This is a genomic window from Variovorax sp. GW531-E2 (assembly GCF_059423125.1).
Genome location: NZ_JBWKXQ010000009.1, coordinates 94,623 through 112,946, shown reverse-complemented (window position 1 = coordinate 112,946; position 18,324 = coordinate 94,623). Strand labels below are relative to the sequence as shown.

17 protein-coding genes are annotated in these 18,324 nt (G+C 70.7%); 8 read left to right on the top strand and 9 right to left on the bottom strand.

All coding sequences use genetic code 11. The features are described 5' to 3' along the window. Window positions 1-10: 10 nt before the first annotated feature. Both AC07XP_RS08780 and AC07XP_RS08775 read left to right on the top strand, forming a co-directional pair. Window positions 11-1,267, top strand: coding sequence for a 6-phosphofructokinase (locus tag AC07XP_RS08780; RefSeq protein ID WP_095949760.1), 1,257 nt, complete (start codon window positions 11-13; stop codon window positions 1,265-1,267). Beyond that, window positions 1,264-1,482, top strand: a complete 219-nt coding sequence (locus AC07XP_RS08775; protein WP_447740537.1) for a cysteine-rich CWC family protein — start codon at window positions 1,264-1,266, stop codon at window positions 1,480-1,482. The genes AC07XP_RS08780 and AC07XP_RS08775 overlap by 4 nt, the downstream gene beginning before the upstream one ends. On the opposite strand, the gene AC07XP_RS08770 is transcribed toward AC07XP_RS08775, so the two are convergent. Continuing rightward, complete coding sequence (locus tag AC07XP_RS08770) at window positions 1,473-2,807, bottom strand: zinc-binding metallopeptidase family protein (protein ID WP_495264393.1); 1,335 nt, start codon at window positions 2,805-2,807, stop codon at window positions 1,473-1,475. The genes AC07XP_RS08775 and AC07XP_RS08770 overlap by 10 nt on opposite strands. A gap of 131 nt (window positions 2,808-2,938) precedes the next feature. Here AC07XP_RS08770 and AC07XP_RS08765 point away from each other — a divergent pair, with 131 nt between their 5' ends. Continuing rightward, window positions 2,939-4,429 (top strand): DHA2 family efflux MFS transporter permease subunit, encoded by a 1,491-nt coding sequence (locus AC07XP_RS08765; RefSeq protein WP_495264392.1) that lies wholly within the window; start codon window positions 2,939-2,941, stop codon window positions 4,427-4,429. Window positions 4,430-4,566: 137 nt separating this feature from the next. After that, the gene (locus tag AC07XP_RS08760) at window positions 4,567-5,652 is read left to right on the top strand and encodes an ABC transporter substrate-binding protein (protein WP_495264391.1); all 1,086 of its coding nucleotides are present in this window, start codon (window positions 4,567-4,569) and stop codon (window positions 5,650-5,652) included. Between the two features lie 19 nt (window positions 5,653-5,671). On the opposite strand, the gene AC07XP_RS08755 is transcribed toward AC07XP_RS08760, so the two are convergent. From AC07XP_RS08755 to AC07XP_RS08720, 8 genes are all read right to left on the bottom strand, one after another. Continuing rightward, window positions 5,672-6,091 (bottom strand): hypothetical protein, encoded by a 420-nt coding sequence (locus tag AC07XP_RS08755; RefSeq protein ID WP_062479768.1) that lies wholly within the window; start codon window positions 6,089-6,091, stop codon window positions 5,672-5,674. Window positions 6,092-6,152: 61 nt separating this feature from the next. Next, window positions 6,153-6,923, bottom strand: a complete 771-nt coding sequence (locus tag AC07XP_RS08750) for an SDR family NAD(P)-dependent oxidoreductase (RefSeq protein WP_495264390.1) — start codon at window positions 6,921-6,923, stop codon at window positions 6,153-6,155. Further along, complete coding sequence (locus AC07XP_RS08745) at window positions 6,920-7,717, bottom strand: SDR family oxidoreductase (RefSeq protein WP_495264389.1); 798 nt, start codon at window positions 7,715-7,717, stop codon at window positions 6,920-6,922. The genes AC07XP_RS08750 and AC07XP_RS08745 overlap by 4 nt, the downstream gene beginning before the upstream one ends. After that, window positions 7,714-9,105: a transaminase gene (locus AC07XP_RS08740; RefSeq protein WP_495264388.1), complete on the bottom strand. Its 1,392-nt coding sequence runs from the start codon at window positions 9,103-9,105 to the stop codon at window positions 7,714-7,716. The genes AC07XP_RS08745 and AC07XP_RS08740 overlap by 4 nt, the downstream gene beginning before the upstream one ends. A gap of 11 nt (window positions 9,106-9,116) precedes the next feature. Then, window positions 9,117-9,788 carry an HAD-IA family hydrolase gene (locus tag AC07XP_RS08735; protein WP_495264387.1) on the bottom strand — a complete coding sequence of 224 codons (672 nt, stop codon included), beginning with the start codon at window positions 9,786-9,788 and terminating at the stop codon, window positions 9,117-9,119. Then, window positions 9,785-11,029: a Tm-1-like ATP-binding domain-containing protein gene (locus AC07XP_RS08730; protein WP_495264386.1), complete on the bottom strand. Its 1,245-nt coding sequence runs from the start codon at window positions 11,027-11,029 to the stop codon at window positions 9,785-9,787. The genes AC07XP_RS08735 and AC07XP_RS08730 overlap by 4 nt, the downstream gene beginning before the upstream one ends. Next, entirely contained in the window at window positions 11,026-12,405 is a 1,380-nt protein-coding gene (locus tag AC07XP_RS08725) for an aminotransferase class III-fold pyridoxal phosphate-dependent enzyme (RefSeq protein ID WP_495264385.1), read from the bottom strand. The genes AC07XP_RS08730 and AC07XP_RS08725 overlap by 4 nt, the downstream gene beginning before the upstream one ends. Window positions 12,406-12,437: 32 nt before the next feature. Continuing rightward, on the bottom strand, window positions 12,438-13,880 hold the full coding sequence (locus tag AC07XP_RS08720) for an NAD-dependent succinate-semialdehyde dehydrogenase (RefSeq protein ID WP_495264384.1): 1,443 nt from the start codon (window positions 13,878-13,880) through the stop codon (window positions 12,438-12,440). 143 nt (window positions 13,881-14,023) lie between these two features. Here AC07XP_RS08720 and AC07XP_RS08715 point away from each other — a divergent pair, with 143 nt between their 5' ends. From AC07XP_RS08715 to AC07XP_RS08700, 4 genes are all read left to right on the top strand, one after another. Further along, entirely contained in the window at window positions 14,024-14,554 is a 531-nt protein-coding gene (locus tag AC07XP_RS08715) for a MarR family winged helix-turn-helix transcriptional regulator (protein WP_307636092.1), read from the top strand. Window positions 14,555-14,679: 125 nt separating this feature from the next. Next, window positions 14,680-15,675 carry a helix-turn-helix domain-containing protein gene (locus AC07XP_RS08710; RefSeq protein ID WP_354348011.1) on the top strand — a complete coding sequence of 332 codons (996 nt, stop codon included), beginning with the start codon at window positions 14,680-14,682 and terminating at the stop codon, window positions 15,673-15,675. A 101-nt stretch (window positions 15,676-15,776) separates the two neighbouring features. Beyond that, complete coding sequence (locus AC07XP_RS08705) at window positions 15,777-17,231, top strand: amidase (protein ID WP_495264383.1); 1,455 nt, start codon at window positions 15,777-15,779, stop codon at window positions 17,229-17,231. 63 nt (window positions 17,232-17,294) lie between these two features. After that, complete coding sequence (locus tag AC07XP_RS08700) at window positions 17,295-18,278, top strand: Bug family tripartite tricarboxylate transporter substrate binding protein (RefSeq protein ID WP_159273606.1); 984 nt, start codon at window positions 17,295-17,297, stop codon at window positions 18,276-18,278. The last annotated feature ends 46 nt before the right edge of the window (window positions 18,279-18,324 follow it).

The window sequence follows — 18,324 nt, the reverse complement described above, 5'->3', positions numbered from 1 at the left end:
AATGCCGCGCATGCCCATCCTCAACGCCTTCTACGCCCAGTCGGGCGGCGTCACCTCGGTCATCAACGCCTCGGCCTGCGGCGTGATCGAGACGGCGCGCCAGCACCCGGACCGCATCGGCACGCTCTATGCCGGTCGCAACGGCATCCTCGGCGCGCTCACCGAGGACCTGATCGACACCAGCGCCGAGCCGGCCGAGGCGATCGCGGCGCTGCGCACCACGCCCTCGGGCGCGTTCGGCTCGTGCCGCTACAAGCTCAAGTCGCTCGAGAAGAACCGCCGCGAGTACGAGCGCCTGATCGAGGTGTTCAAGGCGCACGGCATCGGCTACTTCTTCTACAACGGCGGCGGCGACTCGGCCGACACCTGCTTCAAGGTGAGCCAGCTGTCGCAGTCGATGGGCTACCCGCTGCAGGCCATCCACGTGCCCAAGACCATCGACAACGACCTGCCGCTGACCGACTGCTGCCCGGGCTTCGGCTCGGTGGCGAAGTACGTGGCGGTGTCCACGCTCGAAGCCTCGTTCGACGTGCGCTCGATGGCCGCCACCTCCACCAAGGTGTTCGTGCTCGAGGTAATGGGCCGCCACGCCGGCTGGATCGCCGCGGCTGGCGGGCTGGTGGCCGACCATGGCATTCCGGTGGTGGTGCTGTTCCCCGAGATCGAGTTCGATGCGGCCCGCTTCCTGGCGCGCGTCGATGCCATGGTGCAGCAGCACGGCTACTGCTCCGTGGTGGTGTCCGAGGGCTGCCACCACCCCGACGGCACCTTCCTGGCCGAACAGGGCGCACGCGATGCCTTCGGCCATGCGCAGCTGGGCGGCGCGGCGCCGGTGGTGGCGCAGATGGTGAAGGAGGCGCTGGGCCACAAGTTCCACTGGGCGGTGGCCGACTACCTGCAGCGCGCGGCGCGCCACATCGCCTCGGCCACCGATGTGAAGCAGGCCTACGAGCTGGGCCAGCGCGCGGTCGAGCTGGCGCTCGAAGGCCGAAACGCGGTGATGCCGACCATCGAACGCACGAGCGACGTGCCCTATGCCTACACGCTGGGCGCGGCGCCGCTCGAAGCGGTGGCCAATGTCGAGAAGCCGATGCCGCGCGATTTCATCTCGGACGACGGCTACGGCATCACCGAGAAGTGCCGCCGCTACCTGCTGCCGCTGATCGCGGGCGAGGACTACCCCGCCTACCGCGACGGCCTGCCGGTGTACGCGACGCTGCGCAACGTGGCGGTGCCGAAGAAGCTGCCGGCCTTCGCGCTCGCATGACGGTGGTCATCGACACCGCGCGCTGTCCGCTGTGCGGCGAGGCGAACCGCTGCGCGATGGAGGTCGAGCGCGAGACCGGGCAGGCGCAGCCGCCCTGCTGGTGCATGGCCGCCGATTTTTCGCTGGCGCCGCTCGACACGCTGCCGCCCGCGCTGCGCGGCCAGGCCTGCATCTGCGCGCGCTGCGCCGCAGGAAAGCCTCCGACTCAGGACTGAGCGACGTCGCCCTGCGACGGCGATTGGGACTGGGACTGCGACTGCCCCTGTGCAGGCTCGGCAGCTTCCGTCGCGGCTTCCGCCACATCCCCCGCCGTCACCATCGTCGGCGCCGTGCCGCTGCGCTGCGCGGTGACCACGCCGTGGATGAACTGCAGCTTGCCCACCGCCGCGCGCGGCAGCACGAAGGGGTAGTAGTCGGGCTGGCCCATGCTGCGCGACAGCTCGTTGAGCATGCTGGTCAGCAGCACCCAGCCGTTGATGAAGTCCAGGAATTTCGCGGCATCGGGATGCTCGGGCTGCCACAGGTCGGCGGCGGTAAAGAGGTCGCTCGTGAGTTCCACGTTGCTCGCGTCGATGCCGAAGCTCATCGCCGTGTCGGCCGTGTCGGCCATGTGCAGGTAGTGGGCCCAGGTCTCGGCCCAGTCTTCCCACGGGTGCATGCTCGCGTAGCTGCTGACGAAGCGCTGCGCCCAATCGGGCGGCGGGCCCTGTTCGTAGTGCTGCTGCAGCGCGGCGCCGTAGTCGGCGCGCTCGTCGCCGAAGAGCACGCGGTAGTCGTCGATCCAGCGCGTGGGCAGCACCAGCAGGTCCCAGTAGTAGTGGCCGATCTCGTGGCGAAAGTGCCCCAGCAGCGTGCGGTAGGGCTCGTGCATCTCGGCGCGGATGCGCTCGCGCACGGCGTCTTCGGCCTCCTCGGCGTTGAGGGTGATCAGGCCGTGCTCGTGGCCCGTCATCACGTGCGGGGCGCCCGGCATGTTGCTGAGGAAATCGAAGGCCAGTCCGTGCACCGGGTCGGCATGGCGACTCACCACCGGCAGGCCGAGCGCGAGCAGCTGCGAGATCAGGCGGCGCTTGGGCATCTCGAGCTTGCGCCAGAGTTCGCCGTTGGCCTCCACCGACAGGTCGGGGATGGTGCGCGTGACGCTGCAGGCCAGGCAGTAGCCGGGCGCCAGGCCCTGCGTGTCGGCGGGAATCGTCTCGCCCTCGCGCGGCTGCGCCACCATCCAGTTGCAGGCGGCCGGCGTCATGAGGTTGGCGCAGCGGCGGTAGGTGGCGCCATGCGGATCGCCGAAGACGGTGAAGGTGTCCGGCAGCGCGCCCTCGCCTTCGGCCGGCGCCAGCGGCACCACGCCGAGCCGGTCGATCACGTAGCCCAGCGGCGTGTGGCAGGCCAGGCACTCGCTGTTGCGCAGGAACACGGGGCGCCCGCACTGGCAGCGATAGGCGCGGCTGACGGTGGGCGCGGCGAGTTCCGCCGAAAGCGTGGGGGCCGCATCGGGTACAGCCGGGTCGTGGCCGGAATCGGGGGTCGATGGATGCATGGCTTGTTCTTTGGAGACTTGACGCACAGGGGACAGCCGCCGCATTGTGCGACCGGCCCGCGCGCGGTCGACCGCGCAAACACCGATATGCTTGTAGGACGACGGACCCGCGACCGTCCCTGCGCCGCCTCATGACCTCCCCCCCAACACCCGACACGCCGCCCTCCATGGGCGCCCTGCGCGCCCGCTACGGCGAGCGCTACCGCTGGTACCTGCTGCTGTCGGTCATGGTGGGGACGATGGCGTCCATCATGTCCTCGACCATCGTCAACGTGGCGATCCCCGACATGAGCCACCACTTCGCGCTGGGCCAGGAGCGCGCGCAGTGGGTCAGCTCGGGCTTCATGGTGGCCATGACGGTGTCGATGCTCACCACGCCCTGGCTGCTGTCGCGCTACGGCTACCGGCGCACCTACGTCGGCACCATGCTCCTGCTGCTGGCCGGCGGCGTCGTGGGCGGCGTGGCCAACCACTACCCGCTGGTGCTGCTGGCGCGCGTGGCCGAGGGGCTGGCGGCGGGCGTGGTGCAACCCATTCCGGCCATCATCATCCTGCGCGCCTTCGAGCCGCACGAGCAGGGGCGCGCCAGCGGCATCTTCGGCATGGGCGTGGTGCTGGCGCCGGCCATCGGGCCGAGCATCGGCGGGGTGCTGGTCGACCTGTTCGGCTGGCGCTCGATCTTCTTCATGGTGGTGCCCTTCTGCCTGGCCTCGATCTGGCTGGCCTACAAGTTCGTGCCCAAGACCGCGCCCGGCGGCGTGGCCGCGACGCGCGGCAGCGGGCTCGATGCGCGCGGCCTGGCGCTGGGCACCGTGGGCACGCTGTGCCTGCTGAACGGGCTGGTCGAGCTGCGCGGCGATTCACCGCTGCAGGCCGCGCTGCTGCTGGCCGGCGCGCTCGTGGCCTTCGCCGCCTTCGTCTGGTGGCAGCGCCGGCTCATGGCCTCGGGCGGCGCGCCGCTGATGAACCTCGCGCTCTTTCGCTACCGCCAGTTCGCCATGGGCAGCCTGGTCGCCTTCATCTACGGCACCGCGCTGTTCGGCTCGACCTACCTGCTGCCGGTGTACATGCAGGTGGGGCTGCACCTGTCGGCCTCGCACGTGGGCACGACCCTGCTGCCGGCCGGCATCGTGCTGGCCTTCACCATCGCGGGCGTGGGCCGGCTGGCCGACAAGCAGCCGACCTGGCTCCTGGTGAGCATCGGCCTGGCGCTGCTGGCGGTGTCGTTCGCGCTCATGGCCGTGCTGCGGCTGGACAGCCCGCTGTGGCTGCTGGTGGTGTTCGCGATCGTCGGGCGCATCGGGCTGGGCTTCATCCTGCCCTCGCTCAACCTCGGGTCGATGCGCCCGCTGGCCAAGCCGCTCATCCCGCAGGGCGCCAGCGCGATCAGCTTCGTGCGCATGCTCGGCGGCGCCGTGGGCGTGAGCCTGTGCGCCATCATTCTCGAATGGCGCCTGGCGGCGCACGGCGACTCGCTCGCCAACCCGGTGAGCACCGCGGCACGGCTGGCCGCCTTCGACGAGGTGTTCCTGATGCTGGCCGGCCTGTGCGCGCTGGCCGTCTGCGCGGCCTGGCAGCTGCGCGAGCCGCCCGGCGAGGACACGGCGCAACACAGGGGGTAAACCCCGGCGGCGCGGGGACTCGCTTTCGCTTTCAATTGTTATCAGTTGTATCTAGAAGCGGAATCGGTTCCATGCATCGCAGACGTTTTCTCGCCGCCTCGGCCGCGGCGACGGCCGGACTCGGCCCCCTCCTTTCCTTGCCTTCCACCGCCCTGGCCGCCGAGAGCGGCGTCAGCGACGGCGAGATCGTCCTGGGCCACACCGGCATCCTGAGCGGGCCGCTGGGCGTGCCGATCAAGGTCGTGATGGCCGGCGCCGGGCTGGCCTTCGACGCAGTCAATGCGCAGGGCGGGCTCGCGGGCCGCAAGCTCAAGCTGGTCTCGCTCGACGACGAGCTCAAGCCCGAGAAGGCCGTCGCCAACTACGAGAAGCTGCTCGCCGAACACCGCGCCTTCGCCTTCTTCGGCTGCGTGGGCTCGGGCACCACGGCCGCCGCGGCCAAGGTGCTGGGCCAGAGCGGCGCGCCGATGGTGGGCGGTTATGCGGTGTCGGACTCGGCGCGCGAGAAGGTCGCGGGCGCAGGCTACTTCGTGCGCGCCACCTTCGCGCGCGAGGCGCAGGCGCTGGTGCAGCACCTGAGCACCATCGGCGTCTCGCGCATTGCCGTGGCCTACCTGGACAACCCCGGCGGCGCCGAAGTGGCGCGGCTGGTCGAGGCGGCGCTCGACGCGCTCAAGCTCAAACCCGTGGCCGCGGTGCCCGTCAAAGGCGACGGCACGACCAACGAGGCCGCGGGCAAGGCGCTGGCCGACAGCCAGGCGCAGGCCGTGCTCATGTACCTGGGTGGCGGCATCGGCGGCGAGGTCATGAAGAGCGCCTGGACCGCCGGCGGTCGCCAGATGTTCTACGGCATGTCGATCGTGCCGGGCGACGTCACAGCCAAGCTCGTCGGCGACAAGACCAGCGGCCTGGCCATCTCGCAGATCGTGCCCTACCCCTGGAGCGAGGTCGACGCCACCGCGCGCGAGTTCCGCCAGCTGGCCGAGCGCGCCAAGGTCGACATCGGCTACCTGAGCTACGAAGGCTATGTGAACGCGCTCGTGATGATCGAGGCCCTGCGCCGCACCGGCCGCGACCTCACGCGCGCGAAGCTGCACGCCACGCTGAAGGCGATGAAGCTGCGCATCGGCAACATGGAGATCGACTTCACGGGCGCCAGCAACACGGGCTCGCGCTTCATCGAGATGGTGCGGGTGACGAAGGAAGGGCGGTTCCTGCGATAGAGACAGAGGCCAGCCCCGCTCACAACCCCAGCTGCGTGAGCGCCCAGGCCACCGTGCCCAGTTGCATCACGTTGAGCACCATGCCCGCGATGTGGAGCTTGCGGAACTGCACGATCGACGTGTCCGTCGCCGGGATCGTGTGGCGCAGCAGGTCCATGCGCGGAATGATGAGCCAGCGGCGCAGCGCGAAGGCAAGGCCGGCGATGAAGGCCATGCCGACCGCGAAAAAGGGCTTGCCGCACCACGCATAGCTGAGCGCCGCCGCGCTCGCGGTCAGCACCACGGCCACGTAGTAGACGTTGAACAGGCCGCGGATGAAGCGCGAATCCAGCGGGGTGTCGTGCGAGAGCACGAGCAAGGGCAGCGAGCCCATCATGAAGAACCCCATCCAGACCAGCAGGATGACGGTCGCCATGAGCGCAACGACGATGGGAAGCATCTTTGAAAACCCTCCGCGGCGCGCAAGCATACGCCCGGGCGGGCGTGGCGTCTCTGGGCGCTTACACGGCGCGTGCGGCGGCTGGCACCCGCGCGCCGCCATCGGCCACCAGTGCCGCGCCGGTCACGAACGAGGCTTCGTCGCTGGCGAGAAACAGGCAGACGGCCGCCATCTCTTCGGGCGTGGCCATGCGGCCCAGCGCGATGCGCGCCACCGTCTGCGCGCGCGCGGCGTCTTCGTCGATGCCGCGTTCGGCGGCCAGGTCGCGCATCTCCTGGCGGCTCATCGGCGTGTCGACCCAGCCGGGGCACAGCGCATTCACGCGCACGCCGTGCGGGCCGTAGGCCTGCGCGGCCGAGCGCGTGAGCGCGACCACGCCGGCCTTGCTGGACGCATAGCTGGCCATGCCGGCGCCGGCGTTGAACGCCGCGACCGAGGCGATGTTGACGATGGCACCGCCACCCTGCGCCACCATGCCGGGCAGCACCGCGCGCTGGCAGCGCATGGTGCCGCCGAGGTTGACCTCGTGCAGGCGGTGCCAGTCGCCGTCGTCGATGTCGGCCGCGTCGTCATTGCGGACGATGCCGGCGCAGTTCACGAGCACGTCGATGCCGCCGAACGCGGCCTGCACTGCGGCGACGGTGGCGCGCACCGCCGCGTCGTCGGTCACGTCGCAATCGAAGGCCGGGCCCTCGCCCACCGGCTGCGGCCGCGGCCAGCCGGCCACCGCGACGCGCGCGCCCTCGGCCGCGAAGCGCGCGGCCACGGCGGCACCGATGCCGGTCGCTGCGCCGACGACGAGGCAGGCTTTGCCATGCAGGCGCGCGCTCATTCCGATGCCTCCGCGAAGAACGGGCTTTCAGGCAGCGTCGAGCCTCCATCGACCACGATCGTCTGCCCCGTGATGTAGCGCGCCGCCGGGCTCGCCAGGAAGCGCATCGCGTAGGCGATGTCCTCGGGACGCCCCAGCTCTCCGGCCGGGATGTGGCGCGCGATGCGGGCGGCCTTCGCCGGATCGGACAGCAGCGAGCCGCCCTGCTTGGCGATGTAGCCCGGCTCCACGCCGTTCACGGTGATGCCCTCGCGCGCGTACTCCAGCGCCGCCGTGCGGATGAAGCCGTTCACGCCGGCCTTGCTGGCCGCGTAGTGCGCGCTGCCCGGCATGGCCACGCGCGGCCCGGTCACCGACGAGGTGACGAGCAGCCGCCCGCCGCCGCGCGCACGCAGATGCGGCACAGCGGCCTGCGTGAGCCAGAAGCAGGCCTTGAGGTTGACGGCCAGCGTGTGCTCGAGCTGCTCGTCGGTCATCGCGTCAATGGCGGCCCACGGATTCACGGCCGCGTTGTGGACCACGATGTCGAGCGCGCCGAACACGCGTACCGCCTCGGCCACCGCGCGCTCGGCCTCGTCGTGCCGGCCGATGTCGCAGGCCAGCGCCTGCGCCGCGAAGCCACGCGCACGCAGCTCGGCCGCCACCGCCTCGCCCGCACTGCCGGTGCGGTTGGCGATGAGCACCGACGCACCGGCTTCGGCGAACACCTGCGCGATGGCCGCGCCGATGCCGCGCCCGCCACCGGTGATCAGCGCGACCTTGCCCTGCAGGCCGAAGAGATCGGGCGTGCTCATCCCTTGCACTCCCGAACGAACTGGGCGAAGGCCGCGTTGTGCTCGTCGACCTCGCGCTCGGTGGTGCCGGGGCAGCACAGCATCATGTTGTGGAAGGGCGTGATGAGCACGCCGCGGTTCATCATGTACAGGTGCAGCAGCGCTTCGAGTTCGCCGTCGCGCGTGCGGCGCACATCGCTCGCGTTGCGCGGCGCGTCGGCGCAAAAGAGCGTCTCCACGCGCGCGCCGACCTGCGTCGCATGCCAGGGCAGTCCCGCCGCGGCGATGCTGGCGTTGACGCCTTCGGCCAGGCGCTGCGCCAGCACCAGCATGCGATCGAAGGCCTCGGGCGTGAGCACCTGCGAAAGCACCGCGCGCATCACGGCCACAGTGAGCGCGTTGCCCGCCAGCGTGCCGCCGAAGCCGGCGTGCGCCGACTGGCGCTTGGTCGGGTGCAGCTTGGGCAGCACCTGCCAGACGCGCTCGGCGGTCTCGGCGCTGAGGCCGAAGGCCGCGGCGGGAATGCCGCCGGCGATGGCCTTGCCGATCACGAACATGTCGGGGTCGAGCCCGTGCTGGCGCGTGTAGCCGCCGGGGCCGCTCGAGATGGTGTGGGTCTCGTCGATGACCAGCAGCGTGCCGGTCTCGCGCGTGAGGCGGCGCAGCGCGTCGTGAAAGCCGGGCGCGGGCGCGATCATTCCGTAGTTGGTCATGGCCGGCTCGGCCAGCACGCAGGCCACGTCGCCGGCGCGCAGCGCGCGCGCCAGCGCGGGCACGTCGTTGAACTCGACCACGGCCGACAGCTGGTCGTGCGGAAAGCCGTTGGGGTGGATGTCGTTGCGCATCGCGACGGCGCCGTCGCGCAGCTCCACGTGCGCCTCTTCCACCGAGCCGTGGTAGCAGCCCGAGAACACCAGCACGCGCGGCCGGCCCGTGACCATGCGCGCCAGGCGGATGCAGGCGCGGTTGGCGTCCGAGGCCGAGGTCGTGAGGTTCCAGTACGGCAGGCCGAAGCGGCGCGACAGTTCCTCGCCGACCCAGGCCGCGTCATCGGTGGGCAGCATCAACGAACTGCCGACGCGCGCCTGCCGCGCCAGTGCCTCGACCACCGCCGGATGGCCGTGGCCGCACATGCCGCCGGTGTCGCCCAGGCAGAAGTCGGCATAGCCGTTGCCGTCCACGTCGACAAAGCGCGCGCCATAAGGCAACTGCGCGTCCTGCACGTACAGCGGCCAGCCGCCGATCCAGCGGCGCATCCAGTGCGAGGGCGCGCCGTAGAGCCAGGCCTGCTGGCCCTGCGCAAAGCGTTCGCCGCTGCGCGCGTGGGTGCGTGCGTAGCGATCTTGTTCGGCCTGCATCAGGGCCTGCACGCGCTCGCGCGGCACGGTGGGTTCGAAGGTCGGGGTCATCGAAAACTCGGTCAAAGGGAAGAAGAAGGAGAAACGCCCAGCATCGAGAGCGCCTGCGCATAGCTCGCGCCCGGATGCATCACGTCGAAGTGCACGGTGCGCAGGCCCACGCGCTGCGCGCCGGCGATGTTGCGCAGCTGGTCGTCGACGAACACGCAGGCGTCGGCAGGCAGGCCGAGCTGGTCCAGGCACTGCTGGTAGGCGCGCGCATCGGGCTTGAGGATGCCGGTGTGCGTGGCATCGACCACCACGTCGAAGGCGCTCATGAAGGGCAGGCGCTGGCGAAAGCCCGCGCCGTAGAACAGGTCGAGCTCGTTCGACAAAATCGCGAGCCGGCAGCCGGCGCGGCGCGCCGCCTCGATGGCCGCGAGCGCCTCGGGGCGGATGGCGGCCTCGGGGTCGGCGCCGCGCGCGCGCTGCACGAAGGTCTCCATGCGGTCCCAGCGTTCGCCGACCAGCGCGCCCACTTCGCGCGTGCGCGCCATCCAGTAGTCGCGCTCCGAGAGCTTGTCGGCCTGCATGTCGCGCCACAGCGGATCGCTCGCGAGGTCGAAGGGACCGCGCCAGGTGAGCGTGCCGCGCGGCAGCGACAGCGCCTCTTCGGTGAGGGCGTGGGTCTCGAACAGCGTGCGGCTGATGACGCCGCCGAAGTCGAGCACGAGGGCTTGCGTGTCGTGGGTCATGCGTGGCTCCCTGCGGGCACGGTGCCGTCGGCCACCCAGGCGTCGAACACGCGCAGTGCGGCGTCGCAGAAGGCGCTGTCGTTGATGTGCGCGTCGAGCTCGACGAGCCGCGCCGGATCGACGCTGCCGCGCAGCGCCTCGGTGAAGGCCGCAAGGCCTTCGGGGTCGTGCAGCGGCTCGCCGGGGCGGTCCCAGCCTTCGATGCCTTGCAGCGGCATCAGCAGGCAGGTGGCACCCTCGGCGCGCGCGAGGCGGCGCGCGATCTCGGCGGCCACGCCACGTCGGAACGCGGGCGCGCTCAGTGCGGAGGCCAGCAGCCGGTTGTGGATGTGCGTGGGCCGGCCTTCCAGGCCTTCGGGCGTGGACTGCCAGGCCGGGTAGTCGAGCATGTCGATGGCGCCGGGCGCGACGATCTGCGGCGTGCCCGCGCGGCCCGCACCGAGCAGGCGATCAGGCCCGGCCGTCACGCACGAGCCGCCGAGCTGGTTGGCCAGCTCCTGCAGGCTGAAGTCCATCACCGCGCAGAAGCGGCCTTCGGCGGCCAGCGCCTCGAAGGCACGACCGCCCATGCCGGTGGTGTGGAACACGGCGACCTCGTAGCCGCGCGCTTCGAGCGCGGGCTTGAGCGTCTTCATGTAGGTGAGCGCGCTGGAGCCCAGCGAGGTCATGCCCACCAGCGGCTTCTCGAAGGCCGGCACGCAGGCCTGGCGGCAGGCGCCGAGCACCGCGCCCGCGGCCTGGCTCAGGGCCGAGCGGCACAGGCTGTTGAGGCCGTAGAGCCCGCCGGCCCACAGCACCATGATGAGGTCGGGCGGAATGCGCTCGGGCGGCAGCAGGTGCGAGTAGGCGATGGTCGACACCAGCACCTTCGGCACGCCCAGCGGCAGCGCCTGCGCCACGTCGAGCGCGAGGTCGGTGCCCATGGTGCCGCCCAGCGCGAGCAGGCCGTCGATGCGGCCCTCGGCCTGCCAGCGCGCGGCGAGCCTGGCGGCGCCGCGTGCCATCAGCGTCATGGCGCTGTTCTCGTCGCCACTGGCCGCCACTTCGGCCACGGTCTTGCCGGCGGCGGCGGCCACCTCGGTGTTGGGAATGTCGGGCGTGAAGGGCGCGCCGTCGAGCACGCCCACGTCCATCACGACGACACGGCCGCCGCCGGCCTCGATGCACTCGCGCATGAACAGCAGCTCGGCGCTCTTGGTGTCGGCGGTGCCGATCAGCAGGATCGTGGGCGATGCACTCACAGCGTCGCTTCCACGTCGGCGAACGCGCCTTCGAGCGCATCGACCATGAAGTCCACCTCCTCGCGCGTGATGACCAGCGGCGGCGAGAGGATGAGGTTCGGCCCCGAGATGCGCACCATCAGCCCGCGCTGGTAGGCCGCCTGCGCCACCTTCGCGGCGATCGGGTTGCCGCGCGGCAGCGTGGTGCGCGTGGCCTTGTCGGCCACCATCTCGATGCCCAGCATCAGGCCCATGCCGCGCACGTCGCCGACGAAGCTGAACTTGTCGACGAAGGGCCGCACGCGCGCCTGGAAATGCGCGCCCACGCGCGCCGCGTTGCCAGGCACGTCGAGCGCCTCGATCTGGTCCAGCGTGGCGAGTGCGGCGGCTGCCGCCACCGGGTGCGCGCTGTAGGTGTAGCCGTGGCCCACCGCGGCCTGGCCCGTGGGGTCGTTGAGGAAGACCTCGGCCACCTTGTTGCCGATGGCGGTGGCGCCCAGCGGCACGTAGCCCGACGAGATGCCCTTGGCCAGGCACCACAGGTCGGCCTTCACGTTCCACAGCCGCGTGCCGAACATGGCGCCGCCGCGGCCGAAGCCGGTGACGACCTCGTCGGCGATGAGCAGCACGCCGTACTTGTCGCAGATCTCGCGCACGCGCGGCCAGTAGTTGGGCGGCGGCACGATCACGCCGCCCGCGCCCTGGATCGGCTCGGCGATGAAGGCGGCCACGGTGTCGGGGCCCTGGAACTGGATCTCGCGTTCCAGCTGCGTGGCGCAGATCTCGCCGAGTTCTTCCGGGTCCTGCGTGTAGGGGTTGCGGTAGAGCCAGGGCGTGTCGACATGGAAGCAGCCGGGCAGCAGCGGCTCGTAGGCGCGGCGGAAGTTCAGGTTGCCGTTCACGCTCATGCCGCCGAAGTGCACGCCGTGGTAGCCCTGGCGCAGCGCGATGAACTTGAAGCGGTCGGCCTGGCCCTTGAGCTTCCAGTACTGGCGTGCGAGCTTGAGCGCGCCCTCGACCGCGTCGGAGCCGCCGTTGCTGAAGAACACGGCGGCCACGCCGTCGGGCTCCATGGTCTTGACCAGGCGCGCCGACAGCTCGATGGCGCGCGGGTGCGTGGTGCCGCGGAACACGTTGTAGAAGGGCAGCTCGTCCAGCTGCGCCACGATGGCGTCGCGCACCGGTTGGTTGCTGTGACCCAGGTTCGCGGCCCACAGGCCGCCGACGCCGTCGAGCATCTTGTGGCCATCGACGTCCCAGATCCAGCAGCCCTGGCCGCGCGCAATGATGTCGGGCTTGCTCTTGAGCATGGCCTGCGGATGCGCCATGGGGTGCCACAGGTACTGGGCGTTGTCTTGTTTGAGCGCCGCCACGGCGGCGGCTTCTTTCGTTGTCATGCAGGTCTCCGGAAGTATTCGATGGGGTGTGCTCAGCACGGCACGCCGACGGTGAGGGTCTTGACCTCGGTGTAGTGCAGCAGGCCCTCGGCGCCCATCTCCTGGCCGATGCCGCTTTCCTTCCAGCCGCCGAAGGGCATCTCGGGCTGCGAGACGCCGAAGTGGTTGATGCCGACCATGCCGGCCTCGAGCGCGTCGCCCAGGCGGTGCGCGGTGTGCAGGTCGCGCGTGAAGGCGTAGGCGCCCAGGCCGTAGGGCAAGGCGTTGGCCTGCGCGATGGCTTCGTCCAGCGTGTCGTACGGTTGCAGCACGGCGATGGGGCCGAAGGGCTCCTGGCGCATCACGCGGCTGTCGGCCGGTGCGTTGGCGATCACGGTGGGCTCGAAGAAGAAGCCGGGGCGCTGCACGCGGTGGCCGCCGCACAGCAGCTGCGCGCCGCGTTCCACGGCGTCGTCGACGAAGCGCTGCATGTCCTCGATGCGGCGTGCGTGCGCGAGCGGGCCCATCTGCGTGACGGGGTCGGTGCCGTCGCCCAGGCGCAGCGCGCGCGCGGCCTGCACGAAGGCCTCGCTCCATTCGCCGAAGCGGGCGCGCGGCACGTAGAAGCGGATCGGCGACGCGCACACCTGGCCAGCATTGCGGAACTTGGCGGCCAGCGACTGCTTGAGCGCGAAGGGAAAATCGGCGTCGTCGCAGACGATCACCGGCGCGTGGCCGCCGAGCTCGCCGGTGAAGCGCTTCACATGCCGCGCCGCCTGCTCGCCCAGCAGCTTGCCCACGGCCACCGAGCCGGTGAACGACACCTTGGCGATCGCCGGATGGTCGATGAGGAAAGACGACACCTCGGCCGGGTCGCCGCACACCATGTTGAGCGCGTCGGGCGGCACGCCCGCGTCGAGAAAGGCGCGCACCAGCAGCATGCAGGTGCCCGGCGTTTCTTCCGCCGGCTTGATGACCACGCTGCAGCCTGCGGCCAGTGCGCTCGCGAGTTTGCGCGCCGGCAGGTTGGCCGGAAAGTTCCACGGCGTGAAGGCCGCCACCGGCCCCACCGGCTGGCGCATCACCGACTGCGAGAGGATGCCTTCGACGCGCGGCGGCACGAGGCGGCCGTACAAACGCTTGGCCTCTTCGGCCTGGAAGTCGATGATGTCCGCCGACAGCGTGACCTCGCGCAGCGACTCGGCCAGCGGCTTGCCTTGCTCGAGCGTGAGCACGTGCGCAATCGTCTTCGCTTGCGCGCGGATGTTCTGCGCGGCGGCGCGCAGGATGTTGCAGCGTTCGAGTGCGCTCTTGCCGCGCCACTGCACGAAGCCGCGACGCGCGGACGCGGCCGCTTCGGCGAGTTCGTCGCGGCCGGCCAGCGGCAGCTGCGCGATGACTTCTTCAGTGGCGGGATTGACGACCGCGCGGCGGCCGCCGGCGGTCTGCGTGCGCCATTGGCCGGCGATGTGCAGTGCGAGTTCAGGGTAGTCCATGCCCTGCACGATAGGGAGCGAGCCCCTTGCCGCGTTATCGAAAACTGGCAAACCTCGCGCAGCCTCGTGCGTGATGCGCAAGGGCCTTCCTATACTGTCCGCGCCGATCTTCTTTCACGACGCCTCCACGCCACGACCTCACCGTGCCCCGTTCACGCACCCCTTCCCGGCCCAGCGCCAAGCCCCTGTCCAAGGCACGCAGCAGCGCCGCGAGCGCCCCGGCCTTCGACCTCGAGACCTTCCTGCCCTTTCAACTCTCGGTGGTCGCCAACCGCGTGAGCCAGACGGTGGGCCAGTCGATCGCCAGCCGCTTCTCGCTGCAGATTCCGGAGTGGCGCATCGTCGTGGTGCTGGGCAAGTACGGTGCACTGTCGGCGCTCGAAATCGCACAGAAGACGAGCATGGACAAGGCCCGCGTGAGCCGCGCGCAGCACCGGCTGGTGGACCTGGGGCTGGCCAACATGCACCCCTCGGCCGACGACCGCCGCAAGGTCATCGTGTCGCTCGAGGAAGAAGGCCTGGCGCTGTACCGCGACATGGTGCCGCTGGCGCACGACACTGCGCAGCGCCTCTTCTCGCAGCTCACGGCGGACGAGCGCCAGGTGCTGCAGACCATCGTGCAGAAGCTGTTCGACAGCACCACCGGCTTCGAGCCCAGCGGCGAGCTCGAATAGGCCACGGTCGGGTGGCTTAGGGGTTTGCCCTGTCACTTTAAGATCGTTGTCAACGAAACAATCTGGTCTGGAGATTGCTTCCGGCACGGGTCTTCGCACCCCTGCCACCGCTTCGCCGGACCGCCATGACCAGCCAGACCGCCTCCGTTCTTCCTGCCCCTGCCCCCACCGTCGCGACGCGCTGGACCTTGTCCACGCACGACATCGACGCCTACGCCAGCGGCCAGAACGGCTGGCACCTGGCGTGCGACATGCTCTCGGGCGGCAGCTTCGCCGGCTTTCTCGACCACGTGCAACTGCCCGGCCTGCGGCTGGTGCGCGAGACCACCAACCGCGCGCTGCGCCAGCACGGCGAGATGAACCCCGACTGCTGCGGCTTCGCCCTCACCTGCCGCCAGGACGGCGAGGCGCGCTTCTCGGGCCAGCGGCTGGACACCGAATCGGTGATGGTCGGGCGCTGCGACGAGCTCGACCTGTGCAGCCCGCCGGGCTTCGAGCTGACGGGCATCGTGGTCGACAACGCGCTGCTGCAGTCGCTCACCGAGCGCCTGAACGACCGCGCGCCGCCGGCCTGGCTCGAACGGCGCGTGGTGCTGCACTTCGACGACCCCACCATGCAGTCGCTGCGCGGCACCTTGCGCGGCGCCTTCGGTGCGCTCGACGCGATGCCCGGCCTGCTCGACGACCCCGTCGCCACGGTGCAGCTGCGCGACGACGTGCTGCTGGCCTGGCTCAACGCCTTGCCCGAAGACGTCGACCTGCGCGAGCTGCGTTCCACCGAGGCGCACCGCCGCGTGGTGCGCCGCGCCTGCGAGCTGATGATGTCGCGGCCCGACGAGCCGCTGTCGATGCTGCAGGTGTGCAGCCGCATCGGCGCGAGCCAGCGCAAGCTGAACTACTGCTTCCAGGAAACGCTGGGCCTGAGCCCCGCGCGCTACCTGCGGGCGCTGCGCCTCAATGGCGTGCGCCGCGCACTGAAGCGGCCCGAGTCGCGCTCGGTGCAGGACATCGCGGCGCACTGGGGCTTCTGGCACCTGAGCCAATTCGCGACGGACTACCGGCGCCAGTTCGGCGAGCTGCCCTCGCAGACGCTGCGCGGCGCAGCGCTCACGAGGCACTGATCCGGTGCACGGGCCGAGGGGAATCCCTCGGTTTTCGGGGCGCCAGTTTTGCCGTTTTTTGATACCTGCTTGCGGAGGCGGTCGCTATCGTTGACCGCCATATGTCCGCCACGCTGCCACCCCTTCCCAGCGCCCGTTCGCTCGCCGCCGCCCTGCAACGCCGCGAGCTCTCGTGCCGCGAACTGATGCAGACCTGCCTCGCGCGCATCGAGCGCCTCAACCCGCAGGTCAACGCACTGGTCTCGCTGCAGCCTGCCGAGGAGATGCTGCGCCAGGCCGATGCCTGCGATGCACAACGCGCGCGCGGCGACGCGGTGGGCCGGCTGCACGGCTTCCCGATGGCGCCGAAGGATTTCGTCGCCACCGCCGGCCTGCCGACCACCATGGGCAGCCCGGTGTTCGCCAGGCAGGTCACGCCGCACGACGCGATCATGGTCGAGCGCCTGCGCCGCGCCGGCGCGCTCTTCGTGGGACGCAGCAACACGCCCGAGTTCGGCCTGGGCTCGCACACCTACAACACGGTGTTCGGCACCACGCGCAACGCATGGAACCTCGACCACGCGGCCGGCGGCAGCAGCGGCGGCGCGGCGGTGGCGCTCGCGCTGCACATGCTGCCGGTGGCCGACGGCAGCGACATGATGGGTTCGCTGCGCAACCCCGCGGCCTGGAACCACGTCTACGGCCTGCGCCCGTCGCTGGGTCGCGTGCCCACCGGGCCGGGGCCGGAGCTGTTCTTCCAGCAGCTGGGCTGCGAAGGGCCGATGGGCCGCACGCCCGAGGACGTGGCCTGGCTGCTGTCGGTGCAGGCCGGCTACGACGCGCGCTCGCCGCTGAGCCTGGCGGGTGACGGCGAGGCTTTTGCGCAGCCACTCGACTCAGAGCTGCGCGGCAAACGCATCGCCTGGCTCGGCGACCTCGGCGGCCACCTGCCGATGGACCCGGGCGTGATGGCGCTGTGCGAATCGGCGCTGCGGCATTTCGACACGCTGGGCTGCAGCGTCGCACCTGCCGTGCCCGCTTTCGATTTCAACGCGCTGTGGACGGCTTGGCTGCGCCTGCGCGGCTTCATCGTGGCCGGTGCGTTGCGCGGGCTGCATGCCGACCCGGCCACGCGCGCGCAGCTCAAGCCCGAAGCCTGCTGGGAGATCGAACAGGGCGAGCGCCTGAGCGCCGCCGCGCTGCACGAGGCGGCGGTCACGCGCACGCAGTGGCATGCCGCGCTGCTGCAGCTCTTCGAACGCTTCGACTTCCTGGTGCTGCCGGCTGCGCAGGTGTTCCCGCTGCCGGTCGACACGCACTGGCCGCGCGAGGTCGGCGGCCGCGCCATGGACACCTACCACCGCTGGATGGAAGTGACCATCGGCCCTTCGCTCGCCGGCCTGCCCGCGATGGCGATCCCGGCCGGCTTCTCGCAAGCCGAGGGCACGCGCGGCCTGCCGATGGGCCTGCAACTCATCGGCCGCCCCGGCGCGGACCTCGACGTGCTGCGCATGGCGCACGGCTGGCACCAGGCCGTGCCCTTCGCGAACGTGCAGTCGCCACTGCTGCAGCCGTAGCAGCAACAAGCCCCCCTGTTTCCCGTACTCCGACACATCTCACACAACCCGAGGAGAGAACCCATGCGCAGACGTTCGCTGATTGCTGCCGGCCTGGCCGCCGGCCTGTCCCCCATCGCCCTGCCCGCCCTGGCGCAGGGCCTGGGGGGCAAGACCCTGAACCTGATCGTGCCCTACCCCGCGGGCGGCGGCTCCGACATCAACGCGCGGCTGGCCGCGCCCGAGCTGTCACGGCTGCTGGGCCAGCCGGCCATCGTCGACAACGTGCCCGGTGCCAGCGGCTCGCTCGGCGTGATGAAGGCAGCCAACGCACCGGCCGACGGCTCGGCGCTGCTCGTGGGTTCGCCGATGGAGTTGATGCTCACGCCGCTCACGCTCAGCAGCGCGCGCTACAAGGCCGAGGACTTCCGCCCCATCGGCGTGATGGCCGTCACCTCGATGGTGCTGCTGGCGCGCAAGGACCTGGGCGCGGGCAGCGTCGACGAACTCATCGCGCTCTTGCGCCGCCCCGACACGAAAGAGCTGAGCTACGGCAGCATCGGCCCCGGGTCGCTCTACCACCTGCTGGGCGAGCGCTTCATGCAGCAGACGGGCACCAAGATGCTGCACGTGCCCTACAAGGGCTTCGCGCCGCTGGTGAACGACCTGCTGGGCGGACAGATCGACCTGGTGTTCGCGCCGCTGGCGGGCAACGTGCCCGACCTGCTGGACGCCGGCAAGGTCAAGGCGCTGGGCATCGCGGCCTCGGCGCCGCACGAGCGCTTCACGGCCATTCCGCTGATCCGCAACAGCAAGGGCCTGGACGACTTCGTCTACAGCCTGTGGGCCGGCATCCAGGTGTCGCACCGCGTGCCCGAGGAGGCGCAGCAGCGGCTGCACACGGCCTTCAACCAGATGATGCTCAAGCCCGAGCTGCGCCGCGCGCTGGAACTCGGCGGCAGCAAGGTGGCGCCCGAACAGACGCTGGCCGAGCTGCGCCGCGGCTACCAGGCCGACATGGAGCGCTACCGCGCCATCGCCAAGTCGGTCAACCTGCGGCCCGAATGACATCCGCGGGCACCGGCCCGCGTTTTGCCAGTTTTCGATAACGCCG